Origin of the sequence: Rurimicrobium arvi (genome assembly GCF_039540495.1) — a bacterium.
In the GTDB taxonomy this organism is placed as follows: domain Bacteria; phylum Bacteroidota; class Bacteroidia; order Chitinophagales; family Chitinophagaceae; genus Rurimicrobium; species Rurimicrobium arvi.
This window is the reverse complement of record NZ_BAABEZ010000001.1, coordinates 121,041-147,988: the sequence shown is the minus strand read 5'-3', so window position 1 is coordinate 147,988 and position 26,948 is coordinate 121,041. Positions and strand designations below refer to the sequence as shown.

Sequence of the window (26,948 nt, the reverse complement as noted above, 5' to 3'; positions counted from 1 at the left end):
TTATGACCTTTTATAAGTTCCGTAATCGTAAAGCCATACCCGCAACAGCGAGAGCAGCTGATCCACATCCACCGGTTTGGTGATATAATCCGAAGCACCAGCGCTGATACATTTTTCCCGATCGCCGGTCATCGCTTTCGCAGTAACGGCTATTACCGGCAGATGTTTCCAGTCGGGATGCTTGCGTATCTCGCGCGCCGTTTCGTAACCGTCCATCTGCGGCATCATCATATCCAGCAATACCACATCAATTTTTTTATTCCGCTGCAGTTGCGCGAGCGCCTCTTTACCGTCTATCGCCGAAACCACGGTCATTTCCATCTGCTCCAGCGATTTGGTGAGCGAGAATATATTCCTTACATCATCGTCTACCACCAGTACGGTTTTATCTTTAAGCACATCGTTGAGCGAACCCAGTCTGCGGGCAGATTGTTTGTCACCCCCACCCTGCTGCTCAGATACAAGATGCAGGAATATCGATACCTCGTCCAGAATGCGCTGGTAGGAATGCGCAGTCTTCACCACTATGGAATCCGCGTATCGTTTGATGCGCTGTTCCTCCGCCAGAGAAAGACTTTTACCGGTGAATACGATAATCGGCAGTCCCTCAAATTCGGGATTATTCTTCAGTGTTTCCAGCGTTTCGTAAGCCGTATTGTCCGGGATACCCATATCCAGTATCACACAGTCGGCTTCACTGCGAAGCGCATCAATACTGTCTGAAACATTGTTCTTGATCTCGGATTGTATCGAGAACGATTCAAGGAAATAAGCGAGTGCCTGTGCGTGCATCTTATTGTCTTCCACAATGAGCACCTTCCGGTGATCCCGGCTCAGCACATCCTCAATCCTGCGGAACATCTCCTGCATCTGCTCAGTGGCGAGCGGCTTGTCGATGAAGTCTACAGCGCCTTTGATCAGCGTTTCGCGGCGCAGGGAATGCGACGACATCACATGCACCGGGATATGCCGTACAAGCGGGTCTTCTTTCAGCTCCTCCATTACCTGGAAGCCGCTTTTCACGGGCAGCTGAATATCCAGCAGGATACCTTTTGGCTGATATTCCCGTGCCATGTTCAGGGCTTCATCCCCACGCACACAGACAATACCTTTATATCCTTTGTTGCGCGTGAAAGCCAGCAAGGCCTGTGCAAAGGGAACGTCGTCTTCTACGATGAGGATGCTGCGGTCGGAAGGTTTGAGTTCATCACGGTCATCCGGTATACGTTCAGGGATAGATTCACTGAGATACCTGTTGGCAACCTCCGGTTCAGCGTTACGGCGTTTTGCCGGAACTGCAACCATTGACGGATCAGACAGTGAAGATGCCATATCCTGGTAAGGCCTGTAGCTTACCGGTATGATGAGTATAAACGTACTTCCCTCCTGCGGCTTGCTGTCGAGCTGGATGTCTCCTCCCAGCAAGCGGCTTAGTTCTTTACTGATGGAGAGACCCAGACCCGTGCCGCCAAACTTGCGACGTGTGGAACCGTCTGCCTGCTGGAATGCTTCAAAGATCATCCGTTGCTTTTCTTCCGGAATGCCGATACCGGTATCGATCACGTAGAAAGCAATGTTGCCTTTAGGAGCCGGAGCGATTTTCAGCGTTACGGAACCTTTCTGTGTAAACTTCAGCGCGTTTGCGATGAGGTTGCGCAGTATCTGCTCCAGGCGCAGCTTATCCGTCTCTACTGTCGACGGCAGCTGCTCTTCCATAATAATATCAAAACTGAGTCCTTTGTCTCTGGCTACCGGGGCGAACAGGCTGGTCATATCGCGGCCTATACCCTCGAGCGATACGGGCACCACCTCCAGGTCCATTTTACCCGCCTCGATTTTAGACAGGTCCAGGATCTCATCGATTAGCGTGAGCAATCCCGCGCCCGAACTCTGAATCACGCGTGCATATTCCACCTGGTTTGCATTCAGGCTGCCATCCGCATTCTCCGTGAGCAAGCGGCTCAGCAACAGAATAGAGTTGAGCGGAGTGCGCAGTTCGTGCGACATATTGGCGAGGAATTCCGATTTGTATTTCGTGCTTTGCTCCAGTTCCGCCGCTTTTTTCACAACTTCCCGGTTGCGTTCGAGTATGGTCTGGTTGCGCTCTTCGAGCAGATGCGCACGTGCTTCCAGCTCAAGGTTAGCTTCGTTCAGCTCCTCCTGCTGCACTTTGAGTTCTTCTTCAGACGCCTGCAGCTTTTCTGTCTGTGCTTCCAGCTCTGCATTGATATTTTCGAGTTCGTTATGCTGTGCGAGCAACTCCTCTGATTGTGCCTGTGTCTCCTCCAGTAATTCCTGCAGGCGCTCATAGCTTAATGCTGCGTTCACGGCAACACCGATATTATGGGCGTTCAACTCCAGCAATTGGAGCGATAAGTCATCCGGTTCGCGCAGCAACCCGAGTTCGATCACTGCAAGCACATTATCTTCAAACACCACAGGCAAAGCGACTATATATGTGGCATGCGTATTGCCCAGCGTGGAGGCTACCTGTAAATAACCGGGAGGCAAAGGACCTGTCACGAACATTTTTTTGTCGGCGATTGCCTGGCCTGCAAGACCTGTTCCGGACGCGATTTCTTCCGGCATATCCGATTGTGCAAAACCGGCGCGCAGACGATAACGCATGTTCTTATCCAGCACGTAGGCAGCACCCACCGGGGCCTGAAGCAGGGAAGCAAGTGTGTTGAGCACACGACCGGCAATTGATTCGATGATGCGTTCACCCCGCATCGCATCGGCAAGCTTCACGGTTCCGGATTGCAGCCAGTCCTTATTTTTCAGCTCGCGGAAACTGTTGTCCAGCGCGCAGATCATATTGTTCAAAGCAACTGATATCCTACCCAGGTCATCTCCACCTTCATCGCTGCTGCGCGCGGAGTAATCTCCTTCTGCAACATGGCTTGTCACCGACTCGATTGCGGCAATACGTTTTTTAGTTTCAATAAATTTTGCCTCGTCTTCTCGCTGGCGCTGCATACGCTCTTCCAGATCGTTCTTGATGCGGAAATAAGCCATCACCGAAATCAGTACAGAGAGCACAGCTGCCAGCACAACCATCACCGGGGTGAATGTTGTATATCGGTCCTGCGTGGAAAGGCGTTGATCGAGCTTTTGCTTTTCTTCTTCACGTACTGCGTTCAGCTGCCCCCTCAGTTCCTCCATGATCTCGTTACCGCGGTTGATATCGTTTTTTGCGGTTTGCCCGATATCCGCAATCGAAACATGCGCGTCTGTCACCATACTGATGACCTTCTGCATCTGCTTGAACCGTTCGTCTATCAGCAGGCGCAGGCGATCCAGGTTACGCTGCTGTACCTCATTATCCGAAGTAAGCGATTTGAGATCACGCCATTGACCTAATATTTTATCATAACGGCCGTTATAAGCGTCCAGGTAACGTTTTTCTTCCGTAAGCAGATAGCCCCTTTGTGCCGCTTCCGCATCTTTCAGATTTGAGAACAGCCGTTCGGTATTTACAATTACCTCGTTGGTATGATTCACCCATTGGGAGGATTCGATCAGCTTCCGGTTGGAGTAGAAAGATGCGAGAGAGCTCAACACCAGCAGCGTTACGGATATCGAGAATACCACGCGCAGCTGTCGTGCCACGGAAGAAGTCAACTTTTTTCGTTCCATTCAATAAAATGCTTTAGATATGGGTATCCCCGTTTTGCGTTACAGGCAGACTGATGATAAAAGTGGCACCTTCGCCTTCTGCACTGCGTGCAGTGATGGTACCCCCGTGTTTTTCAATGATCTTTTTCACGATAGCCAGCCCTATGCCTGTCCCTTCATATTCTTCTTTTGCATTGAGGCGCTGGAATATGGTAAATATTTTGTCGAGGTATTGTTCGTCGAAACCGATGCCGTTGTCCCTGACATAAATATGGCAGAAAGTTCTTCCGGAAGCATCTTTATACTCCTCCCCGCTGATGCTGATGCGTGGAGGTGTACCGGGCACGGAGAATTTAAGCGCATTGCTGATGAGGTTCTGGAACACCTGGCGGATCTGACCGGCCACGCACTCCACCTCTGGCAGTGGCTGTATGTCCAGCACCGCACCCTTGTCTTTAATAGAGAATTCCAGATCGATCAGTATCTCTTCTATAAGTTCATTCAGATTGGTGCGCTGAAACAGCGATTTGATAGACAATCGTGAATAACTCAGCAAGTCTGAAATGAGACTGCTCATCCTGCGGGATGCGTCGATCACACGATCCATATAAGTCAGTGCATCTCCGCCTTCCACCAGGCAGCGCTCACGGATGCGATTGCTGTAGATCTGTATTTTGCGTAATGGTTCCTGCAGATCGTGCGAGGCCACGGAAGCGAACTGCTGCAATTCATGGTTGCTCAATTCCAGCTCGGCATTTTTCTGCATCAGCTCTTTCGTGCGTTCGCGCACCTTGGTATCCAGCTCATCATGCGCGTCTTTCTGTTCCTGGATATCGGTAAAGGTGCCCACCCACTTCACTACGGACTTTCCCTGAATCAGCGGGATCATTCGCAGCAGGTGATACCGGAATGTACCGGTAGCCAGATGCCGTAAACGTATTTCGCTCACAAACGGTTCATCCTGCTTTGTCGCATGATCCATTTCCTCCTTCAGTCTTTGGTCGTCCGGATGCACTTCCGGAAATGCTGTCTTCGACGCGGAATATTCAAACCATCGTTCGTTCACAAATTCCAGCACGCCATCGGGAGTGACCGTAAATACGATCTGGGGGAAAGAGCGGATCAGCGTCTGTTGTTCCGCCGAAAGGCGCTTGAGATTTTTTTCGGTTTGCCTGCGCACTTCAACTTCCTGCGTGAGCGAAGCTTTTGTGCGCACCAGTTCTCTGTGCTGCTCGGAAAGCCGGTACAGGGTTTTGACCTTAAGTATGAAAATATCCGGATCTACCGGTTTGGTCACATAGTCTACTGCTCCGGAAGCATATCCGCGTGTGATAAACCGCTTTTCGATATTTACGGCTGAAAGGAAAATAATAGGAATATCGCGTCCCCTCTGGGTGCCCGCAAGGGCTTCTGCCACTTCAAATCCGTCCATACCCGGCATTTGTACGTCCAGGATAATCAGCGCATAATCTTTCCGAAGCACCTTCAGCAGGGCTTCTTCACCGGAATGCGCTTCATCCACGGGAAAATGGCTCTGTTCGAGCACTTTTTTCAGCGAAAAAATATTCTCCGACTTATCGTCGACGATCAGGATCATGAATGACAAACGTTTAAGAGCGGGGCAGATACACATCTTCCCGCTCCGGAAAACAAAAGAAGCATAATTAAAGCGGGCAGGTTTACACAATTTTGCGGATGCCTTACATAATTTCCATCTGAAGGCATTGTCATGCTGTAAACAGCTCTTGTACGGAAGAAACTTTCCACACAAAAAACGAGTTTATCAACATCCGCCGTATCACGACCGGAATGCCTTGAAAATAATTGGAAAAGCAAGCTTTTTTCGGTATTTTTGTATATCTTCCAAAGACGCCGTGCTTCGCTGTCAGCAAGCATTTCAACGGTCCGGAACCGTTTATGCGGACGAACAGCCGACCGTTCCGTGGCCGTAAAGGAAAAACCACTTAATACACTAAGCTTTTAAAAAAATAATGAGTAGCGAAAACGAAGTTTTGAACGCCCCGGCCCCATCTTATGGTGCCGATAGTATCCAGGTACTGGAAGGATTGGAAGCGGTTCGAAAACGTCCCGCCATGTATATCGGTGATATCGGGGTAAAAGGCCTGCATCACCTGGTGTACGAGGTAGTGGATAACTCTATTGATGAGGCGCTTGCCGGATATTGTAAAAATATCACCGTTACCATTCATGAAGATAACTCCATTTCCGTGCAGGACGATGGCCGCGGTATCCCTACGGGTATACATGCCAAAGAAGGCCGCTCGGCACTGGAAGTGGTAATGACGGTGCTGCATGCGGGCGGTAAATTTGATAAAGACTCCTACAAAGTATCCGGCGGCCTGCACGGTGTTGGTGTGAGCTGTGTGAATGCATTGAGCAGCCATATGCATACTACCGTTACCCGCGACGGCAAGATCTTTGAGCAGGAATACAAATGCGGCGTGCCGCAATACCCGGTTCGCGAAATAGGTACAACCGATAAACGCGGCACCTTACAGCATTTCTGGCCCGACCAGTCTATCTTTAAAGAGTTTGTTTACGTGCGCGACATTCTTGCAGGTCGTCTGCGCGAATTGTCTTTCCTGAACAAGGGTATCCGCATCTCGCTGATTGATGAGCGTGAGAAAGATGAGCAGGGCAATAATGTAGCGGAAGAGTTTTACAGCGTAGGTGGTATTGTTGAATTTGTGCAGATGCTCGATCAGAACGGCAAACGCGACCCGCTGCTCCCCGCTCCTATATGGGTGGAAACACATGACGAGGAAACAAACGTGGCCGTGGAAGTGGCTATGAGCTACAACAGCTCATTCAACGAGCATATCTTCTCTTACGTTAATAATATCAATACAATCGAAGGCGGAACGCACGTAGCCGGTTTCCGCCGGGCGATCACCCGCGTATTCAAAGCATACGGCGATAAGAACAAACTTTTCGAAAAAGCGAAAGTGGAGATCACCGGAGACGACTTCCGTGAAGGACTCAGCGCGATTATCTCGGTGAAAGTTCCTGAACCACAGTTTGAAGGCCAGACCAAAACAAAACTCGGTAACAATGACGTGATGGGCGTGGTGGATGTGTCTATGAGCCGTGTGCTGGACGCATATCTTGAAGAACACCCCAAAGAAGCCAAACTGATCATCGATAAAGTGATCCTGGCGGCGCAGGCGCGTGCTGCTGCACGTAAAGCCCGTGAAATGGTACAGCGCAAAAGCGTGCTGAGCGGAGGCGGAATGCCCGGCAAACTCGCAGACTGCTCTGAAAAAGATCCGGAACAATGTGAGCTTTACCTGGTGGAAGGGGACTCGGCCGGTGGTACCGCCAAACAAGGCCGCGACCGTCACTTCCAGGCGATCCTTCCGCTGCGCGGTAAGATCCTGAACGTGGAGAAAGCACAGGAGCACAAAATATACGAGAATGAGGAGATCAAAAACATGTTCACCGCGCTGGGCGTCACGATCGGCACTCCCGAAGATCCGAAAGCACTGAACCTGTCCAAACTCCGCTATCATAAGATCATTATCATGACCGATGCCGACGTGGACGGTTCCCATATCGCCACGCTGATCCTTACTTTCTTCTTCCGTTACATGAACGGACTGGTGCAACAGGGTTATGTATATCTTGCGCAACCGCCGTTGTACCTTGTGAAAAAAGGGAAAGAAGAAATTTATGCGTGGAACGAAGAAGACCGCAAACGTGAGGTAACGCGTCTCGGAAACGGGAAAGAGGATTCTGTAACGATCCAGCGCTATAAAGGTCTTGGAGAAATGAATGCCGAACAGTTGTGGAGTACCACCATGAACCCTGAAACACGCTCGCTGAAGCAGGTAACTATCGACAGCGCCGCAGAAGCAGACCGCATCTTTGCGATGCTGATGGGTGACGATGTACAACCCCGCCGCGAGTTCATTGAAAGTCATGCCAAATACGCGAATATCGACGTATAAGCACCAATTCTTCTTTTTGCCTTGTGTCGGCTGCCTTCCGTTTGAGGCAGCCGATTTTTTCTGACTTTACGGAACATAAAAAAGACCGCTGTCTTTACAGACAGCGGTCTTTTACCAGGATTTCCGGGACACAGACTATCCTCCGATAGCCACACGGCTGAAGGCAACCACTTCCAGTCCGGATTCAACGGATTTCACATATTCGGCAACAGTTTTGCTGTTGTCTTTTACGAAAGCCTGATGAACCAGTGTGTTTTCTTTGAAGAATTTATTCAGTTTTCCTGCAGCGATTTTCTCAGCCATGTCAGCAGGTTTACCTTCTGCCATGATCTGCTCAACAGCAATCGCTTTTTCGCGTGCGATTGTTTCTTCGGAAATAGTAGATTCGTTCAGACCCAGCGGGTTCATTGCAGCAATCTGCATAGCCACGTCTTTACCTGCAGCGATCACGTTATCGTTAGCTGCTTTGTTCAGACCTACCAGTACACCGATACGGTAGTTACCGTGGATGTAAGGAACGACTGCTTCCGCATTCACCTGCTCATAGCGGGTAATGTCGATTTTCTCACCGATTTTAGCAACCATTTCCAGCAGTTTTTCGCCTACTGTAGCTCCCTGCATCGGCAATGCTTTGATTGCATCGATATCAGCAGCTTTGTTTTCAAGTGCGAGTTCAGCCAATTCCAGACCGAATTTCATAAAGTCTTCGTTCTTAGAAACGAAGTCAGTCTCAGCACTCAGGGTGAGAATGATACCGTAGGTACCGGCAGGGTTTGCTTTAGCGATAACCACACCTTCTTTCGCATCACGGTCGCTACGGTTTGCAGCTACTTTCTGTCCTTTTGCACGCAGGTAATCGATCGCTTTTTCGAAATCACCATCGCTCTCCATCAGTGCCTTGCGGCAGTCCATCATTCCGGCGCCTGTTTGCTGGCGCAATTTGTTTACATCTGAAGCTGTTATTGTAACACTCATTTGTTTATAATTTTTTAATAAAGCGGTTTGTATAAATTAGTTGAAAGCCCTGATTAAAGGGCTTTCAACAACAATATTTAAAAAATCGGGCAGAGCCTCCGGGAGCTGAGCATTAAGCACGGCCGCCACGGGGAGCACCTGTACGGCTACGTCCGCCGCTTCCTGCGTTAGGACCGCGACCACGACCAGCGCCGCCGCCACGACGTTCGTTGTTCTTATCATCTTCCTCGTTGATCTCGAGTCCGCGGGAAGCAGTTGCTTCTTCTTCATTAGCATCCTCTTCACCGTTCTCTTTAGCCTGGCTACGCTCCTGCAGACCTTCCATGATAGCAGCAGTGATGTAGTTGGTAATGATAGCGATAGATTTCGTAGCATCGTCATTCGCAGGAACAGCGAAATCCACTTTAGAAGGATCAGAGTTTGTATCTACCATAGCGAAGGTAGAGATACCCAGACGTTTTGCTTCTGCCAGCGCAATGTGCTCGTGGCTGATGTCTACGATGAACAATGCTGCAGGGATACGGCCCATCTGAGCGATACCACCGAGTACTTTTTCCATTTTGTCTTTGCTGCGGCTCAGGGTCAGGCGCTCTTTTTTAGTAACGCTGTCCATGGTACCGTCATCCAGCATTTTCTGGATGCTCTGCATTTTCTTTACGCTCTTACGGATTGTCTGGAAGTTCGTGAGCATACCACCCAACCAACGTTCAGTAACATAAGGCATGTTTACGGATGTTGCTGCTTCAGCTACGATTTCTTTAGCTTGTTTTTTAGTAGCAACGAACATGATTTTCTTACCACTCTTAGCAACTGCTTTCAGCGCGGCAGCAGTTTCCTGCAGACCATCGATGGTTTTGTTCAGATCGATAATGTGGATGCCGTTTTTTTCAGCAAAAATGTACGGCAACATTTTGGGATTCCACTTTTTCTTCAGGTGACCAAAGTGAACGCCTGCTTCCAAAAGTTGCTGGTGAAGACTTTTATTTTCTTCCATTGTCTGGATAATTGAATGAAGTTTGAAAAAAATATTTTTAAATCTTGGTACCGGATGCAGCCAAGCAGGCTGCATCCACGCATCATATTAACGTTTAGAGAACTGGAAGCTACGACGGGCTTTACGTTTACCGAATTTCTTACGTTCAACAGAGCGGGGATCGCGCATCAGCAGACCGGCATGTTTCAATGCAGGGCGATAATCCGGATTCAACTCACACAATACGCGGGCAATACCCATTTTGATGGCCTCAGCCTGTCCTTTCGGACCACCACCAGCAACAGTGACAACGATATCAAATGAATCTGTAGCCTCGATTGTCTTCAGCGGAAGCTCAACCTGATTTTGCAGATACATGATCGGGAAGTAAGCTTTGTATTCTTTTTCGTTTACCGTGATGGCTCCGTTTCCTTTGCTCAGGTATACGCGAGCTACGGCTTCTTTACGGCGACCAACGGCGTTTTTTTGCTTTTCCATTTATTTATAAAATGTCTTTTTGTTGGTAAATTATTTTAATTCTTTAGGTTGCTGTGCAGCGTGAGGATGTGCAGCCTCTTCATATACGAACAGTTTTTTCGCCATTGCACGACCCAGACGGTTTTTAGGCAGCATACCTTTTACCGCGCGCTCGATCATCAGGTTAGGACGACGTGCCACCAGGTTTTTAGCGCTCTCGATCTTCTGACCACCAGGATGACCGGAGAATGTCTGATATTCTTTATCCTCCATTTTGTTACCGGTCAGTTGTACTTTACCGGAGTTTACAACGATTACATAGTCTCCGCAATCGAAGTGAGGAGTGTAGTAAGGCTTGTTTTTACCGCGCAGTGTGTGCGCAATTTTTGTAGCCATGCGGCCCAATGTCTGATTGGTAGCATCTACAACGTACCAGTCGCGCACAACGATTTGCTCGTTTGCCGATTTGGTTTTGAAGCTTAAGTGTCTCATTATCTTGTGAATAAAAAAAATGCGTTGAATCGATAACCTTTTCTGCAGCAGCCGTTCCAGATCGGGAAGAAGTACAGCAGGAAAAGGGAGCGCAAAGGTAAACCGACAATATATCTCTACCAAAGAATTTATAAACTTTTTTTGATCAACGTCTGCAAATATCTGATTTTCAATAAAAAAATTGCTCAGAATTTTACACCTGCTATCCCGTTTTATTAAAATCACCTTGCTGCAACTACGTGCGGGCACCTTTAATTGTAATGTCCGGCCCTTCCGTTTGCAAAAAAACTGTATACATTTGAGTACAGAGGTATATCCGGGAATAACCCCGGTTTTAATCGATTCTATTTTTAAAAATATCCGCTCTTATGGCTACCGTTAATATTTATCTTACTTACAATGGCAACTGCGAAGCGGCCTTCAACTTTTACAGATCCGTGTTCGGCGGCGAATTCTCCTTTTTCAGTCGCTTCAAGGATATGCCCTCCGAATCCGGCACGTCTAAAACCGAAGACGCGGAAAAAATAATGCATGTGTGTCTGCCCATCAGCAAGGAAACAATGCTCATGGCAAGCGATGTGGGCAGCGAATGGGCCGCACAATTTAAAGAGGGCAACAACTGCGCCATTTCCATTAACGCCGGTTCACGCGAAGAGGCCGATCGCCTGTTCAACGGACTTTCTGCGGGCGGACAGGTAACGATGCCTATCGATAATACTTTCTGGGGCGCCTATTTTGGCATGTTCACCGACCGCTTCGGGGTTAACTGGATGGTGAATTTTGATGCGCAACCATAACTCCTGCCTTCACTCTTTTATTATAAAACCAACAACTATGAACAATAAAATTCATATCCAGGCCAGCATTGCAGCCGACAGAAAGAAAGCATGGGATGCTTACACGCTTCCCGAGCACATTACAAAATGGAACTTTGCCTCACCCGACTGGCACTGCCCTTCGGCGCGAAATGATATGAGGCCCGGAGGCACCTACGTTGCGCGTATGGAAGCAAAAGACGGCAGCTTTGGCTTTGATTTTGAAGCTGTTTATACCGATGTGCAGGAAGGAAAAGGATTCAGCTACAAGCTGGGAGATGACCGGACAGTAGACGTTCGCTTTACAGAATCAGGTGACCAAACGCTTGTGGATGTGCACTTCGATCCGGAAAATCAGAATCCTCAGGAAATGCAGCAACAGGGCTGGCAGGCAATTCTGAATAACTATAAAGCTTATACGGAATCGCTGTGATACGTAAGTGGATTATGAGGCTTCTTTTTAAAAAAGCATACCTTACAATAATGCTGACGGGTAGCATTGTATATGCACCCGCAGCATTGCGCGCACAAACGAGGGGAAAACAAATGAACACGGCTGACAAACAAGCACAGTCTGCGGGCAAAATGCACCTGGGCGCATTTTCCATGAGCCTGAGCGTAAAAAACCTGGATTCATCCAGGCAGTTTTATGAGCAACTGGGTTTTAGCGTCTTCGCAGGCAGCATGCAGCAAAACTACCTGATCATGAAAAACGGTAATGCGCTGATCGGTTTGTTCCAGGGAATGTTTAAGGGAAATATCCTCACGTTCAATCCGGGTTGGGACGAAAATGCCCGGAATATGGAACCGTTCGACGACATACGGCAGATACAAAAGAAGTTGAAAGAGGCCGGCTTGCACCTCAGCAGCGAAGCAGACGAAAAAACAAGCGGTCCGGCCAGTCTTATGCTGACCGACCCGGATGGCAACCTGATCCTTTTAGACCAGCATCGTTAAAAAATGAATTCCCTTTTTATGCTGACAGACATACATCCCAAGCTTCCGATGCGTGATATGGAGGCAACCGTCACTTTTTATGCAGATCGCTTAGGCTTTTCCGTTACCGGGCGCTACACGGAATACCTGATCCTGCGCAAAGATGCCGTGGAACTGCATTTTTTCAGTTTCCCGGGCCTTGACCCGGAAAATAATTACGGACAGGTATATATACGCGTACAGGACATTGACAGCTGGTATACCCGGGTACAGTCGCAGGTGAGTATTCATCCGAACGCCCCCCTGCAGCAAAAGCCGTGGGGCCTGAAAGAATTTGCTATACTGGATCCGGATAATAACCTGCTAACTTTCGGTTCGCTTTGCTGAGCCTGAAGCCATGGATGATACTGCTTACTGATCAGCAGCAATACGGATACAGACTACCGGCTCCAATTGATAAAACCGATATCCTCCACCGGTTTCCCGTTTTGCGTACTTCCTTTTACGATAAATGTGTACCGGCCTTCCGGGAAGGAATCTGATGCCTGCAGGAAAACAGCGGGTACGGATACTCCGTTCATATTGTCGCGACGCAGTACAAACTCTTCTCTGAGTAAATTGGTCCCGGCAGCAATAAATCCCTCCCGTAAAGCGAGATCGGATGTGCAGTAAAGGACAAGCCGGTTACTGTCCAGCTGATCTTCCAGGCAATTTACCTCATTCTTATAGCGGCAATGCCTCGTTCCTTTTTTTTCGCTGACAATGCGTTCCAGGCGGATTTCGGCAAGTGCATAGGGGTCTTTCAGGTCGATTGTGGTGTCCGTGATATCAAAAGCTGCCCCGTTCGTTTCGTAGATATAATCGCAGCCGGAGCAATTGCCGCAGGACACAAAAGCGGCCGTAACAACAATAAATAAAGCAGCGGCAAACAGTATTTTCAGAAAGCGGAAAGGGCAGATACTCATGTGTGAAGGCATTAACGCGGTAAGAACGGCATGTTAAAAACTATTAAAACTAAAGTTCGTAATATTTTATCAGAAAAATTCCCGACTATTTTTGCGGGATAACAAACCCTGATATGCTTCGTTTTCAACACTCCTCTTATCTGACGGCTTTAGTGCTGATTCCGGTATTGATTGCCCTGTTTGTTGCGCTCCTGCTGTGGCGTCGCAAAAAACTGGAGCAGATAGGTATGGTGGAAAATGTAAAAAGTCAGTTGCTCGGATATATACCGGCCCGCGATACCCTGAAGTTTATATTAATGGCAACCGCCCTTGTGCTGGTAATTATCGGCTGTGCCAATCTGCAGAAAGGCGGCTCCACCGAAACAGTACAACGCAAAGGGGTGGACGTAATGATCGCGCTGGACCTTAGTAAAAGTATGCTCGCAAAGGATATCCAACCCGACCGCCTGACGCGGGCAAAACAACTGATTGAGCGGCTTACCGACAAGATGAGCAACGATCGTGTAGGACTGGTGATCTTTGCCGGCCGCAGCTACCTGCAGGTTCCGCTCACAATCGACTACAGCGCACTGAAGCTGATCCTGCAAACTGTAACACCCGACATGATACCGACTCAGGGCACCGTTATCGGGGATGCGGTAAAACTTTGTAATGCTTCGTTCAGCAGTAAAGAGCGGAAATTCAAGAGCATCGTACTGATCTCCGATGGCGAAGATCATGATGAAACGGCTATTGCCGCGGTAAAAGAAGCCACCGAGCAGGGCGCAGTGATTCATACGGTCGGAATCGGATCTCCCCAGGGTGCACCCCTCTTCGACCCTGCCACAAATGCGCCCAAACTGGATGAACAGGGCAATCAGGTGATCACAAAACTCAACGAGGAAGAATTAAAAAGCATAGCAGCGGCAGGCAATGGCACTTACACCCTGCTCGGCAATACAGATGCAGCCGCCGGTAAAATCATTGATGCCGTAAATAGTATGGAACAGCGAAACCTCGGAGCGGTGGTGTTTGCCAACTACACCAGCTATTTTCAATATTTCCTGTTCGCGGGACTGTTGCTGCTGATCGCAGAATGGTTGCTGCCCGGTGCACGCCGGCTGCAGGCGCGCAATACGGGTAAGCTTGCTGCAATACTTCTGGCAGTACTGTTAAGCGGCAATACCGGTTACGCGCAATCGGCGAAAGCGCTGATCGCTTCCGGCAACAAACTATATGAGCAAAAAAAATACGATGCCGCCGCAAAGGGCTATATGATGGCCATACAGAAAGATACGGGCCTGGCGAACACCGGTGCATATAACCTGGGTAATGCACTGTACCAGCAAAAGAAAATGGACGACGCGCGTAAAGCATTTGAGCTGGCAGCAAAAAAATCAAAAGACACAAAAGATTACGCAAACGCCAATTACAACACCGGCAATACGTATATGAGCGAACGCAAATGGGAAGACGCGATCACCGCTTACAAAAATGCGCTTCGCAAAAATCCACAGGACGCCGATGCCAAATACAACCTCTCTTACGCCCAGCAAATGCTGAAGAAAGAAGGAGGAGGCGGTAAAGACAAAAACAAAGACAAGAACAAAGACGACAAAAAAGATCAGAAAGACCAGAAGAAAAACGGCGATCAGGATAAAAAAGAACAGCAGCAGCAACAGCAGAATCAGGGTCAGAACGGAGACAAGAAAGAGGAGCAGGAACAGCAGCCGCAACCCCAGCCCAGCAAACTGAGCGAGAAGCAGGCAGAGCAGATCCTGAATGCATTGCAGCAGGAAGAAAAGAAACTCCAGGATAAAAATAAAAAGCGCCTGGGTACTCCGGTAAAAATGGAAAAAGACTGGTAATTACCGCAATAACAGGCTTCGGGCAGCAGGCCCTTCGTTAAACAGGATATCCAGCAGGCTCAGATTGGGCAGGAAACCGGCTCTGTCTTCAAATACCTGATAATAGCGCAGCGAATCAGCTCCGAAGTGACCTTCGTAATCTTTGCACAGAAAGTCGCCTCTCAGATCGGCACCGCCTTCCGGTAACAATGAGATATATTCCCTGCTTTCCCGGAAAACGGGTGCAATACCCAGGCAGGAAGCCAGCGCATGTACAGAAGCGACATTAAAGTCGTAAAGCTGCTCATACGTGTTAACAAACAGGTGTTCCAGCATCGGTGCATAGAACTCGAAATACGGAGATCTGTTATAAGCGCTCTGCAATGTACGCCAGTGTCTTATCTGCCATTTATCACGAGGGTCGGTAAGTACGTCCCGCATCGGCCGGCGTTGCTGCCTGCCCTCGGCAACAGGGATACTCAGAGTGATCACTCCGTCGGGGCCCGCAATCAGATAGCGGTTGCGGAAACTCATTTTCTGAAAATGTTCTCCGGCGTCCAGTATGATCTCCGTTGCCTTCAGACAATTCTTCCACCAATACAGATTCGGGAAAGGCAATACCGGACATACCACAAAAAATGACATAAAAAGCGGATAAAACTGTTTTAAGTACCTTGCAAAAAATTGTACCGATGCGTGTTCGCGGATTTCTGATGACTTTGGGACTGCTCCTTGCGGGATTGCCACTCTGGGCCATACAGGTTACAGTAAGCCATGCAACGTTCTACACCAACGACAGCAACGGACGCACCGCAAATATAACACTGAGTTGGCGGGCAGCCGCATCTAACCTGCACTACACCACCGACCAAGCAGGGAAATGGGTCACGACGCTGCAATGTATCCTCCGCTGGTCGGACCATACAGGCATACTTGCCGAAAAAGTGTTTAAGGTAAACACACCGGAACGCAGCAGTCAGGAAGAAGCGCGCAACCAGATCATCGGCGACCAGTACGCCTATACAATGCCCCCGGGCAAATATCATGTTGAACTGATCCTGTTTGAAATGAAAAAACAGGGAGAACTGTTTCAATATACCGACTCCATTATCATACCGCCTTTTGCTGAAGACAGTCTCCGCCTTTCCTCCGTTGAATTGCTCGATACCAGCTGGGAAGCAGTGTCAGACGTGGTGTATGCACGCAACAACAGAATCGACATTCCTTTGGCCTCAGATTTTGTGGATGACACCAAAACATACCTGCATTTCTATTACGAAACGTATCGCGGCAATAATTTTAAAGGGAAATCGGGACCGTATTTTATAAAAACGTACATCTCCACCAAACCGTATGGATCACCCGTAATCGGCTATGAAAAAGCAGATTCCCTGACCGGGAACGAACGTGATATCCACTATGGGGAATTTCCCATCGAAAACCTGAGTTCCGGCAACTATTACCTGAACGTGGTGATCGCAGATAAGTACAGCTGGGTGCAGGATAAGCAGTGCATTTTCTTTCAGCGCTTCAATACCCGGAAGAAAGAAGTGAAGAATGTGGAAAATATCAGCGCTCCGACCACACTCGAAAAAGAGCCGGACAGTAACGGTGTAACACACGTATTTGATCTCACCACCACGTTTGTGGGGAAGTATACTCCCGTACAGGTGAAGGCAATCCTGCGCATGCTGTCGCTCATTGCCGACCCCGGCGAAAATCTGATCATCAACGGCTTCCTGAGCAAACCGGATGAGCTTTACAGTAAATATTTCATTTACAACTTCTGGGAAAAGCGCAATAAGAAAGATCCGGGAAAGGCATGGCTGGATTACGCCGAAAAAATAAAAGAAGTCAACCGTATTTTTTCCAATGGCCGCATTCCGGGTTATATGACCGACAGGGGCCGCATCTATATTCAGTACGGGAAACCGAACGACCGTATCATCGTCAACAACGAGAATGGTTCCAACCCGTATGAAGTATGGCAGTATTATTCTTCCGAAAAAACAGGCCTGGACGGGTTATTTTTGTTTTATAAACCAGCGCGGACATTATCCGGATATCAGCTGCTGCACTCCACATTCCCCGACGAGAAGCGCAACCCGAACTGGCGTTCGTTTCTTTACCTGAATAACCTTACGAGCGGCTACAACAACGAAAATTCGCAGGCAGAGCAACTAATCGGCAATAAATAAGCATACGCACTATGATCCCATTCAGCAAATACCAGGGTACCGGCAACGATTTTGTACTGATCGACAACCGTGAGCTGCATATCTCGCTCACCACGGAGCAGATCGCGTTTATGTGTCATCGCCGTTTCGGGATAGGCGCGGATGGGTTGATGCTGCTCGAAAAAGCTACGGGCTTCGATTTCCGTATGGTGTATTTCAACTCAGACGGAAATGAAAGTACGATGTGCGGAAATGGCGGACGCTGCATCACCGCATTTGCGCGGGACCTGGGTATTATCACCGGGCATGCACACTTTATTGCAATCGATGGCGCGCACGAAGCTACTGTGCTGTCTGATGGTGATATTGCCCTGCATATGAACAATGTGCAGGATGTACAACATTTCGCAGACCACGCGATATTGAATACCGGTTCGCCGCACTATGTGGAGTGGGTGGAAGATGTGGCAGCCGTGGATGTTTTTGAGCGGGGAAAACATATCCGTTATGACGCCGCATTCGCGCCGGGAGGAACAAATGTGAACTTTGTGCAGCGGGACGGAACAATGTTGAAAGTACGCACCTACGAACGGGGTGTGGAAGATGAAACATACAGTTGCGGCACCGGGGTCACTGCTGCCGCGATCGCTGCGTCAGGAAATGCCACCGGCGCATTCAGCACCGACATAGCTACTCCGGGCGGCAAACTGAATGTATCCTTTATAAAGGACAGCGCAGCAAGCGCCACGGGCGTGGTACTCACGGGGCCGGCACGTCATGTGTTTTCCGGGCACATTTCACTGGGCTGAAAGTAATTGCCATTTCCCTTATATTTGCGGTATCGGAAAAATCCGGTTTCCGGCGGGCCTTCCGTTGCCCTGCCGCTCAACCACCCTCCTGTTGACAGTACCGCTTTCCGTCTTTACTTTTTAATCAGACAAATTTATTTATGGAATATAATAGTTCCCGCGGCAGACTATTGATGCCGCAATACGGACGTAATGTCCAGAAAATGGTGGAATACCTGCTCACCATAGACGATCGAGAAAAACGACTTCAGCAGGCGCGCCTGGTGATAGAGCTGATGAGTCTGCTTACTCCCCATCTGAAAACGATGGAAGATTACGAGCACAAGCTCTGGGACCATTTGCACCAGATGACCGACTATCGCCTGGATGTGGACGGACCTTTTCCTCCGCCTACAGAGGAGCAGCTGACGCGCAGACCTGATCCGTTGCCTTACCCGCAATCCCCGATCAAACACCGTCACCTCGGCAAAAACCTGCAGACCCTCATCAATAAAGCCTTGAAGGACGATCCGGAAAAGCGCCAGGGATACGCGCAATCCGTAGGTTATTATATGAAGCTGGCATATAACAACTGGCATAAGGAAGCGGTGCATGACGATATGGTGCGCAGCGAACTTACTGTTCTCACGGATGGCGAACTGCGCTATGAAGCGAGCGGATACAAAGTACCTTTCGATCCGCGCTCCAACTTCCAGGGAGGCAATAAAAACAACAATTACAAGAAGGGTAAAAACCGTAAAAACGGGAACAACGGAAATAACGGTAACAATGGAAATGGTAAGAATAATAAAAACCGGAATTTCAAAAACAAATAAACCTTCATCGTACATTTATAGAAACCACCAGTATCATGAGTTCATTTGAAATCCGCGGGGGGCGCAGGCTTCAGGGCGAGATCGCACCACAGGGCGCCAAAAATGAAGCGCTGCAGGTGTTGTGCGCTGCGCTGCTTACCGATCAGCCGGTCACCTTCAGCAATGTGCCGGACATCCTCGATGTGAATATGCTGCTGGAGCTACTCGGCGACATGGGCGTACGCGTCACGAAGGATGCACCGAACACATTTACCCTTCAGGCTTCAGAGGTAAACCTGGAATATTTCTCGGGGCAGACGTTTCAACGGAAATCAGGAAAACTGCGCGGGGCAGTGATGCTGGCGGGCCCTTTGCTGGCGCGTTTCGGCAAAGCCCTGATACCCCAGCCTGGCGGAGATAAGATCGGCCGCCGCCGCCTCGACACACACATACGTGGTTTTGAAAAGCTGGGAGCTGCTTTCCACTTTGATACGGACAAAAATATATTCTCTCTGGAATGTGATCACCTCAGCGGCACTTTCCTGCACATGGACGAGCCTTCCGTTACCGGAACGGCAAATGTGCTGATGGCTGCAGTAATGGCCCGGGGGACAACCCAGATATACAACGCCGCCTGTGAGCCTTACCTGCAACAGCTCTGCCGGATGCTGAACAAGATGGGCGCACGGATCAGTGGCATTGGCTCCAACCTGCTGACCATTGAAGGGGTAACGCAGCTCGGAGGTTGCGATCACCACCTGCTTGCAGACATGATCGAAGTAGGCTCGTTCATCGGTATGGCTGCGATGACTCAGAGCGAGATAACCATCAAAAACGCTGATGTCGCACATCTGGGAAATATCCCCGAAACATTTCAGCAATTAGGTATTGAACTGGAAATACGCGGCAATGACATCTATATACCGACACAGGAAAATTACCGCATCCGGCGCTTTATCGACGGATCCATCCTGACGGTGTATGACCATCCCTGGCCGGGATTCACACCGGACCTGCTCAGCATTGTGCTGGTGACTGCCACGCAGGCAAAGGGAACAGTGCTGGTGCATCAGAAGATGTTTGAAAGCCGTCTTTTCTTCGTGGACAAACTGATTGAAATGGGTGCACAGATCGTACTGTGTGATCCGCATCGCGCAGTGGTGATCGGACTGAACCGCGATATCAACCTCCGTGGTATAACAATGGTATCGCCCGATATCCGTGCAGGGGTCGCTTTGCTGATCGCCGCATTGTCTGCAGAGGGAAAAAGTATTATTCAGAACATCGAACAGATCGATCGCGGCTACGAACGCATTGACGAGCGCCTGAACGCGCTGGGAGCGGATATCCGCCGGGTAGACTAATCAAATCAATTAAAAAGCGTACATCATTTACAAATGACATTTATACAGGAATTACAAGAGCGCGGTCTGGTGCAGGACATCATCCCGGGCACCGAAGAGTTATTAGAAAAAGGAATGGTATCGGCTTACATCGGCTTCGACCCTACCGCAGAAAGCCTGCATGTGGGCAGCTTATTGCCGATTACCCTGCTGATGCGTTTACAGAAAGCGGGCCACAAACCTTACGCACTCGTGGGCGGTGCTACCGGTATGATCGGAGATCCTTCCGGCAAATCGGCCGAGCGCAATCTGCTCGACAAGGAAACACTCGAGCGTAACTGTGACGGCATCCGCAAACAGTTGTCCCGTTTCCTGGATTTCAGCGGTAGCACAGCAAATGCTGCAGTACTCGTGAACAATTACGATTGGTTTAAGAATTTCTCTTTCCTCGATTTTATCCGTGACACCGGAAAACTGGTTACCGTCAATTACATGATGGCCAAGGATTCCGTGAAGAAGCGTATGGAAACAGGACTTTCGTTTACGGAATTTACGTACCAGCTTATACAGGGTTACGACTTCCTGCATCTGAGCGAGCACCATAATGTTCAATTACAGATGGGTGGCGCCGATCAGTGGGGTAATATCACTACCGGTACGGAGCTTATCCGCAAGAAAGGAGATAAAGAAGCATTTGCCTTCACCAGTCCGCTCATCACAAAATCTGACGGATCCAAATTCGGAAAATCGGAAGGCGGAAATATCTGGCTCGATGCAAACCTGACATCGCCCTATCAATTCTATCAGTTCTGGCTGAAGCTGCCGGATGCTGAAGCTGAGAAGCTGAGCTTTATTTATTCATTCAAGCCACTGGAAGCGATACGCGCTCTGGTGTCAGAACACCAGGCAGCGCCGCACTTGCGTCTGCTGCAAAAAGCACTGGCGGAAGAAATGACCATAATGGTACACAGTGTGGAAGACCTGTTGTTCGCACAGAAAGCCTCCGAAATATTATTCAGCAACAGTGCAGTGGAAGCTTTAAAATCCCTTTCAGAAAAACAGTTGCTCGAAGTGATGGACGGCGTACCGCAGGTAAATGCTTCGCTGAGTTCGTTGCAGGGCGAAGGAGCGGTACTGATCGATTTCCTTGCGGAGAACGGAGTATATCCGAGCAAAGGGGAAGCGCGTAAAGCGATACAGGCAAATGCGCTGAGCATCAACAAGGAAAAGGTATCAGGTGTTGATACACGCATCACTACAGGCCTGCTGCTGAACGGCAAATATATGCTGCTCCAAAAAGGGAAGTCCAATTATACACTCGCGATATTCGCTTAGATCAGAGCCATTCCATCCGGCTTCTGAACGATCTGATCTGCATGGCATGGTGACGACCATGCCATGCGTATTTCAGGGCTACCTCCCAGATCGCAACGTATTCTTCGCTTTCCGGATGATAGAATCTGCGCAGGCGTTGTTCCGGACTGAGTGACGCCAGCAGCACCGCCCAGCGGTGATGCAGCGCATGGAGCATCGTGATGGAATAATTATGCGGCACGAGCAGTACGTCGTTTGTTTCCGCCCAGAGATCCTGGTCATACGGTTTTATCACCGGATCGTTTTCGGTTAGTGCAAGCTTGCAGCGGATATATGCATTCATATGACTGTCTGCCAGATGATGAATGATCTGCTGGATGCTCCATCCCCCATCGCGGTAGGGCATCCGCAATTGTTCCTCGTCCAGATTTTCGACACAGGCATCCAATATTCGCGGCAGCACTTTTATTTCCCGGATCGCATCTTCAAACGCGGTCACATCAAGTGTTTCGGGTGCGGCAAAACGCCCCACCGGGTATATCCATTCTTCCGGAACTGTTTGCATAATAAGGGATTGAACTGCGAAAGTAACAAGCGGCGACAGGCAGGAAAAATATTTTATTTTTGGGTAAAAATCAGATAGCCTCATGAAACCGATGCTCCTGCGAATGAGTTTTTGCAGTTTATGCTTTTGCGCTGCCTGCGGCAGCTCTGCCACCCCACTGTCTTACGTAGCTGAACAACAGGCCCCTACTGTAGCCCCGGAAATAGAACCGGCGGTTACGCTAACGGATACGCTCCCTGCCGCTCAGGACACCCTTAAAGATACCGCAACGGCTACGCCGGAGCCGGTAACGGCGGCAACGGACGATACCACAAAAAAAGAGGCAAAGAAATTTGCTGAAAAGGTAAAGACCGAAAGCAATAAGGCAGCCCAGGATATAAAGCAGGCTGCCAAAACGGCTGCGGAAACAGTAAAAAAAGAAGCGCATAAAGCTTCAGACGCCGTGAAACAAGCCGCCTCAGATGCCAAAAAGGATCTGAAGAAAAAATAAATCCACTTTATGAAGAAAGCCGCTTCCAAAGAAGGAAGCGGCTTTTTAATGTGCATACCTGAAGAGTTACAATCCCGGAGCGATCTTCTTCACAAGTCCCTGCAATACATTGCCCGGACCTACTTCCGTAAATTGCGTAGCTCCGTCGGCCACCATATTTTTTACGGATTGTGTCCAGCGCACGGGTGCAGTCAGTTGTTTGATCAGATTCTGGCGGATATGCGCCGGATCGGTATAAGGCAATGCATCCACGTTCTGGTAAACGGGACAAACAGGTGTATTGAATTGTGTAGCTTCGATGGCAGCCTGCAATTCCTCCTGGGCCGGAGCCATCAGCGGAGAATGGAAAGCCCCCCCTACCTGCAATACGAGCGCGCGCTTCGCTCCGGCTGCTTTCAGTTTTTCACATGCAAGTGCGATACCGGCATTGCTACCGCTGATCACCAGCTGACCCGGACAGTTATAATTTGCGGCAACCACCACTTCGTCTGTTATTGTTGCACATACCTGCTCCACCACGGCATCTTCCAGACCTAAAACTGCAGCCATCGTGGAAGGATTCATTTCACATGCACGCTGCATGGCAGCCGCACGTTGCGCTACGAGCCGCAGTCCGTCTGCAAAGGCAAGCGTTTTATTAGCCACCAGCGCAGAAAATTCTCCTAAAGAATGACCGGCAACCATATCAGGACGATATTCGGGATTACACAGGAACTGTACTACGGAATGGAGAAAAACAGCGGGCTGTGTAACTTTCGTTTGTTTGAGTTCTTCGTCGGTGCCCGAGAACATCACATCAGTAATGCGAAAGCCCAGGATCTCATTCGCCTGCTCAAACAATTCTTTTGCCTGCGCATGTTCTTCATACAGGTTTTTTCCCATTCCGGAGAACTGTGCGCCCTGTCCGGGGAAAATAAATGCGTGCTTCATAGAGTAATATTTAAACAATGTATTGTTTCCGGCGCGAAGATAGTCCGCGCCGGAAATCCGGCAAAGTTTGTTTTATGTAAACCTGTCAGGCTTTAGGTAGTACGATCCGGAAAGTGGTGCCTTTCTTCACCTCGGACTGTTTTACTGCGATAGTACCATCATGGTAATTTTCTATAATCCTGCGTGCGAGTGAAAGCCCCAGTCCCCAGCCGCGCTTTTTGGTAGTGAAGCCCGGCTGAAATACCCGGGCGATCTGATGTTTGGGAATCCCTTTACCGGTATCAGAAACATCGATCAGCACAGTTGTATCCGTTTCTTCAAGCAGGATGCGGATATTCCCCACACCCTCCATTGCATCCAGCGCGTTACGGATCAGGTTTTCGATCACCCAGTCGAACAAAGCCCCGCTTACGTTCGCCTCCACATCGTCAGCATTGGTCGCGAAACTGATACGCACTTTTCCGGGTGCGCGCTTTTGCATATAGCTGACCATTTCCTGCAGCCGGGGCACGAGGTTCTCAACCTGACGTTTCGGCTCACTGCCCACCTTACTGAACCGGTCGGCTACCAGCTTCAGCCTGTCCACATCTTTCTGCATTTCCGCGACATAATCGTTGTCGGGAAGTTCCTCGCGGATGATTTCCATCCATCCTTCGATTGACGAAATCGGCGTTCCCAGCTGATGGGCTGTTTCTTTGGAAAGACCTACCCATACCTGATTCTGTATGGAGCGGTGAGCCGTTCCGATGGAGATCACCACCACCACCAGAAAGAGCGCAATGATTGCAAGCTGGGCATAGGGGAAATAACGCAGGCTGGTAAGCAGATTCGATTCTCCATAATAAATCAACACGCTTCCGAATTCGAATTGCACGCGTATGGGTGGATTCTGCTTGCGGAATTCTTCCATTTTCTTTTTGAGAAAACCGGGAACATCTTTTACGCCGCTGGTATCCAGCCCTTTCAGATCCTGGATATGGCCCGCCTCATCGGTAATAATGCGCGGAATGGTGCTGTCCTGTGTGATAATATTGGTAGCCAGGCTGATCTCCTCGTCGTTGGGAGCAATCGCAATGTATTTAACCCCTTCGGCAAACAGCGCGACACGCTTCCGTTCTTCCACGGCAAGACGCGAGGCAAGGCGGCCGGTAAAAAAGAGCGAAGCCCCTACAATACAGATAGCTGTGAGCACAAGCAGGGACCTCCAGTTCAAAAATTGTCGCAGATTCATCACGGGACTGAAGAAACGAAATTGTTTTAAAACTATTGTGGTTTTGAACGTTTAATTTTTATCTTTGTCGGCGCAAATTAAAAGATCGTAATGGATACGCAACACAACTATCAGGAGCACGAAATTGCAAACGAAGCGGATATTGAATACAGCAAACCTTCAAAATCAAGATTTTTGTTTTTGTTGTTCTTCTTTGGCTTCTTTATTTTCTGCTGGTCCGGATGTTATAAATTATATGAACATCGCTTCCAGAAAAACGACGATATCAAAGTTCCGGATAATACCCTTTACGAACCCAAGTACAAGTAATTCTTGTATAAATGCTTATCACCGCTCAGGACACGGCCGTTGTCATATTGAGCTACAACGGCAAAAAGTGGCACGAGCTGTTTCTACCTTTAATTGTAGCTGAAGCACCGTCGGGCTACTCAGTAGTAGTCGTAGACAATGCTTCGACAGACGATACCGCCGATTATATAAGGACACACTTCCCCGGTGTGTCCCTTTTGCAGATAGCAGTGAACAAAGGTTTCGCGCATGGCTATGCCGAAGCCTTAAAGCAAATAAGCAGCAAATACTATGTCCTGCTCAGCGCAGACTTTGAAGTAACACCCGGCTGGTTCCCTCCCCTGCATCAGGCTATGGAGCAACATCCGCAGATGGCTGCCTGCCAACCTAAAATCCGCTATTACCGCGAACGCGAAAAATTTGAATATGCCGGGGCTGCCGGTGGTTTTAAAGATACTTTCGGCTATATGTTCTGCCGCGGCCGCGTGCTGGACGAGATCGAATCCGATCAGGGTCAATACGACGATAACGTGGAAATATTCTGGGCTTCGGGCGGTTGTCTTTTTGTTCGTGCAGAACTGTATCATAAAGTCGGCGGACTGGACGACGAGTTTTACGCGCATCAGGAAGAGATTGATCTCTGCTGGCGGCTGCAGAATGCAGGATATACGGTAGGCTATATCGGCTCTTCCACAGTGTATCATGTAGGCGGTAGCGTTATCAGCTACGGAAGCCCTCAGAAACTTTTTTATAATTTCCGGAACAGCCTCATCATTCTGCTGAAAAATGAACCATTGCGCCGGCTGGTATGGTTGTTCCCCGTAAGACTCGTCCTGGACGGCGTGGCCGGCCTGCACTTTATGATGCAGGGCAAATTCCGGGAATGTTTTACTGTTATCAAAGCGCATTTTAATTTTTACGGGTCACTCGGCAAATGGATGAAACACCGCCGTCAGGCACGCCGCCTGGTATCCGCACAACCAGTGAAAAGATCTGTATATAAAGGGAGCATCGTATGGCAATATTTCATTAAGAAAACCCGCAGGTTTTCCGAACTGAATTGGAAGCCTCAGCCATTAAAGCCGTAAATAGAGCGAAACAGCCGCTGATACTATTATCAGTCGTAACTTTTAATTTTGATCAAAACACTTTTAGTGATTGGCTATGTTTTCGTTTTTTAAGAAGAAGAAAGGTCCCGAACCACAGATTATCCCCACTTACCACGTCGCCGACCTGTCGTTCCTGGGCGGGGACATGCATAGTCATCTCGTTCCCGGCATCGACGACGGTTCGCAGTCGCTGGAAGACAGCGTCCATTTTATACGTAGCCTGCGGGAAATGGGTATCCGGGATTTTATCACCACCCCCCATATTCACGGGGAAATGTATGATAACGATACCGTTAAGGTACAACGGACTTTCGAGCCGCTGCGCGAATACCTGAAGCTGCATCACCCGGACATGCGTATTCAGACGTCTGCCGAATATTTCCTGGACTCCTATTTTCTGAGCGACGTACTCCCTAAAGGGCTGATGCCTTTCGGTGACAATCAGGTACTCGTTGAGGTGAGCATGGCAGGATGGAACCGGCAATTCAATGAAATTATTTTTGCTGTACAGGCAAATGGGTATAAACCGATTCTCGCGCATCCGGAGCGATACATTTACGAAACGGACATACAGGTTTTCGAAAATCTGAAGAATAAGGGTGTTTCCCTGCAGCTGAACCTGCTGTCGATTATCGGGTATTATGGCCGTTCTATTAAAATAAATGCCGATAAAATGCTGGAAGCCGGCCTGTACGACTACTGCGGAACCGACCTCCACCATCAGCGGCACCTGGACCGTATAAGGATGTTACCCACTGAGCATCAGGAAACACTGTGGCGCCTGAGTGAATACGGATTCCGTAATCGCGAACTATTCCGGCATCTGTAACTCATTTATCATCATTTATTTTAA

At 49.1% G+C, this 26,948-nt stretch carries 26 protein-coding genes; 15 read left to right on the top strand and 11 right to left on the bottom strand.

What is annotated here, in order from left to right:
- Complete coding sequence (locus ABD846_RS00635; RefSeq protein ID WP_344821639.1) at positions 1-3,639, bottom strand: response regulator; 3,639 nt, start codon at positions 3,637-3,639, stop codon at positions 1-3.
- 13 nt (positions 3,640-3,652) lie between these two features.
- Entirely contained in the window at positions 3,653-5,215 is a 1,563-nt protein-coding gene (locus tag ABD846_RS00630) for an ATP-binding protein (protein WP_344821637.1), read from the bottom strand.
- Positions 5,216-5,609: 394 nt separating this feature from the next.
- Between ABD846_RS00630 and gyrB the strand changes: the two genes are divergently transcribed.
- Positions 5,610-7,586: a DNA topoisomerase (ATP-hydrolyzing) subunit B gene (gyrB, locus tag ABD846_RS00625; RefSeq protein WP_344821636.1), complete on the top strand. Its 1,977-nt coding sequence runs from the start codon at positions 5,610-5,612 to the stop codon at positions 7,584-7,586.
- Between the two features lie 135 nt (positions 7,587-7,721).
- On the opposite strand, the gene tsf is transcribed toward gyrB, so the two are convergent.
- From tsf to rplM, 4 genes are all read right to left on the bottom strand, one after another.
- A complete protein-coding gene (gene tsf, locus ABD846_RS00620; protein WP_344821634.1) occupies positions 7,722-8,561 on the bottom strand; it encodes a translation elongation factor Ts in 840 nt (279 codons plus the stop codon).
- A gap of 112 nt (positions 8,562-8,673) precedes the next feature.
- On the bottom strand, positions 8,674-9,555 hold the full coding sequence (rpsB, locus tag ABD846_RS00615) for a 30S ribosomal protein S2 (protein ID WP_344821632.1): 882 nt from the start codon (positions 9,553-9,555) through the stop codon (positions 8,674-8,676).
- An 87-nt stretch (positions 9,556-9,642) separates the two neighbouring features.
- Positions 9,643-10,032, bottom strand: a complete 390-nt coding sequence (gene rpsI / locus ABD846_RS00610; protein WP_344821631.1) for a 30S ribosomal protein S9 — start codon at positions 10,030-10,032, stop codon at positions 9,643-9,645.
- A 30-nt stretch (positions 10,033-10,062) separates the two neighbouring features.
- Positions 10,063-10,503 (bottom strand): 50S ribosomal protein L13, encoded by a 441-nt coding sequence (gene rplM / locus ABD846_RS00605; protein ID WP_344821629.1) that lies wholly within the window; start codon positions 10,501-10,503, stop codon positions 10,063-10,065.
- A gap of 368 nt (positions 10,504-10,871) precedes the next feature.
- Between rplM and ABD846_RS00600 the strand changes: the two genes are divergently transcribed.
- The 4 genes from ABD846_RS00600 (at position 10,872) to ABD846_RS00585 (ending at position 12,641) form a co-directional block, all read left to right on the top strand.
- Positions 10,872-11,300 carry a VOC family protein gene (locus ABD846_RS00600; protein WP_344821628.1) on the top strand — a complete coding sequence of 143 codons (429 nt, stop codon included), beginning with the start codon at positions 10,872-10,874 and terminating at the stop codon, positions 11,298-11,300.
- Between the two features lie 37 nt (positions 11,301-11,337).
- On the top strand, positions 11,338-11,751 hold the full coding sequence (locus ABD846_RS00595) for an SRPBCC family protein (protein ID WP_344821626.1): 414 nt from the start codon (positions 11,338-11,340) through the stop codon (positions 11,749-11,751).
- A gap of 113 nt (positions 11,752-11,864) precedes the next feature.
- On the top strand, positions 11,865-12,275 hold the full coding sequence (locus ABD846_RS00590) for a VOC family protein (RefSeq protein ID WP_344821624.1): 411 nt from the start codon (positions 11,865-11,867) through the stop codon (positions 12,273-12,275).
- Between the two features lie 18 nt (positions 12,276-12,293).
- Complete coding sequence (locus ABD846_RS00585) at positions 12,294-12,641, top strand: bleomycin resistance protein (RefSeq protein ID WP_344821623.1); 348 nt, start codon at positions 12,294-12,296, stop codon at positions 12,639-12,641.
- 53 nt (positions 12,642-12,694) lie between these two features.
- Here the strand turns inward: ABD846_RS00585 and ABD846_RS00580 are convergent, their stop codons facing one another.
- Positions 12,695-13,219, bottom strand: a complete 525-nt coding sequence (locus ABD846_RS00580) for a hypothetical protein (RefSeq protein WP_344821621.1) — start codon at positions 13,217-13,219, stop codon at positions 12,695-12,697.
- A 113-nt stretch (positions 13,220-13,332) separates the two neighbouring features.
- Between ABD846_RS00580 and ABD846_RS00575 the strand changes: the two genes are divergently transcribed.
- Positions 13,333-15,066 carry a VWA domain-containing protein gene (locus tag ABD846_RS00575; RefSeq protein WP_344821619.1) on the top strand — a complete coding sequence of 578 codons (1,734 nt, stop codon included), beginning with the start codon at positions 13,333-13,335 and terminating at the stop codon, positions 15,064-15,066.
- Here ABD846_RS00575 and ABD846_RS00570 read toward each other — a convergent pair whose 3' ends face one another.
- On the bottom strand, positions 15,067-15,690 hold the full coding sequence (locus tag ABD846_RS00570) for a WbqC family protein (protein ID WP_344821617.1): 624 nt from the start codon (positions 15,688-15,690) through the stop codon (positions 15,067-15,069).
- Positions 15,691-15,737: 47 nt separating this feature from the next.
- Between ABD846_RS00570 and ABD846_RS00565 the strand changes: the two genes are divergently transcribed.
- The 5 genes from ABD846_RS00565 (at position 15,738) to tyrS (ending at position 21,503) form a co-directional block, all read left to right on the top strand.
- Complete coding sequence (locus ABD846_RS00565; RefSeq protein WP_344821615.1) at positions 15,738-17,243, top strand: GWxTD domain-containing protein; 1,506 nt, start codon at positions 15,738-15,740, stop codon at positions 17,241-17,243.
- Between the two features lie 11 nt (positions 17,244-17,254).
- Positions 17,255-18,031 carry a diaminopimelate epimerase gene (gene dapF, locus ABD846_RS00560; protein WP_344821613.1) on the top strand — a complete coding sequence of 259 codons (777 nt, stop codon included), beginning with the start codon at positions 17,255-17,257 and terminating at the stop codon, positions 18,029-18,031.
- A gap of 140 nt (positions 18,032-18,171) precedes the next feature.
- On the top strand, positions 18,172-18,846 hold the full coding sequence (locus ABD846_RS00555; RefSeq protein WP_344821611.1) for a DUF4290 domain-containing protein: 675 nt from the start codon (positions 18,172-18,174) through the stop codon (positions 18,844-18,846).
- Positions 18,847-18,881: 35 nt separating this feature from the next.
- Positions 18,882-20,189 carry a UDP-N-acetylglucosamine 1-carboxyvinyltransferase gene (murA, locus tag ABD846_RS00550; RefSeq protein WP_344821609.1) on the top strand — a complete coding sequence of 436 codons (1,308 nt, stop codon included), beginning with the start codon at positions 18,882-18,884 and terminating at the stop codon, positions 20,187-20,189.
- A gap of 33 nt (positions 20,190-20,222) precedes the next feature.
- A complete protein-coding gene (gene tyrS, locus ABD846_RS00545; RefSeq protein WP_344821607.1) occupies positions 20,223-21,503 on the top strand; it encodes a tyrosine--tRNA ligase in 1,281 nt (426 codons plus the stop codon).
- 1 nt (position 21,504) lies between these two features.
- On the opposite strand, the gene ABD846_RS00540 is transcribed toward tyrS, so the two are convergent.
- Complete coding sequence (locus tag ABD846_RS00540) at positions 21,505-22,047, bottom strand: YfiT family bacillithiol transferase (RefSeq protein ID WP_344821605.1); 543 nt, start codon at positions 22,045-22,047, stop codon at positions 21,505-21,507.
- An 82-nt stretch (positions 22,048-22,129) separates the two neighbouring features.
- Here ABD846_RS00540 and ABD846_RS00535 point away from each other — a divergent pair, with 82 nt between their 5' ends.
- Positions 22,130-22,537, top strand: coding sequence for a hypothetical protein (locus ABD846_RS00535; RefSeq protein ID WP_344821603.1), 408 nt, complete (start codon positions 22,130-22,132; stop codon positions 22,535-22,537).
- Positions 22,538-22,603: 66 nt separating this feature from the next.
- On the opposite strand, the gene fabD is transcribed toward ABD846_RS00535, so the two are convergent.
- Complete coding sequence (gene fabD, locus ABD846_RS00530; protein ID WP_344821601.1) at positions 22,604-23,467, bottom strand: ACP S-malonyltransferase; 864 nt, start codon at positions 23,465-23,467, stop codon at positions 22,604-22,606.
- An 85-nt stretch (positions 23,468-23,552) separates the two neighbouring features.
- Positions 23,553-24,680, bottom strand: coding sequence for a sensor histidine kinase (locus ABD846_RS00525; protein ID WP_344821599.1), 1,128 nt, complete (start codon positions 24,678-24,680; stop codon positions 23,553-23,555).
- 108 nt (positions 24,681-24,788) lie between these two features.
- Between ABD846_RS00525 and ABD846_RS00520 the strand changes: the two genes are divergently transcribed.
- The 3 genes from ABD846_RS00520 to ABD846_RS00510 all read left to right on the top strand — a co-directional run bounded on the left by ABD846_RS00520 (position 24,789) and on the right by ABD846_RS00510 (position 26,924).
- Positions 24,789-25,007 (top strand): hypothetical protein, encoded by a 219-nt coding sequence (locus ABD846_RS00520; RefSeq protein WP_344821597.1) that lies wholly within the window; start codon positions 24,789-24,791, stop codon positions 25,005-25,007.
- 11 nt (positions 25,008-25,018) lie between these two features.
- Complete coding sequence (locus ABD846_RS00515) at positions 25,019-26,074, top strand: glycosyltransferase family 2 protein (protein WP_344821595.1); 1,056 nt, start codon at positions 25,019-25,021, stop codon at positions 26,072-26,074.
- A gap of 76 nt (positions 26,075-26,150) precedes the next feature.
- On the top strand, positions 26,151-26,924 hold the full coding sequence (locus ABD846_RS00510; RefSeq protein WP_344821593.1) for a tyrosine-protein phosphatase: 774 nt from the start codon (positions 26,151-26,153) through the stop codon (positions 26,922-26,924).
- Positions 26,925-26,948 lie beyond the last annotated feature (24 nt).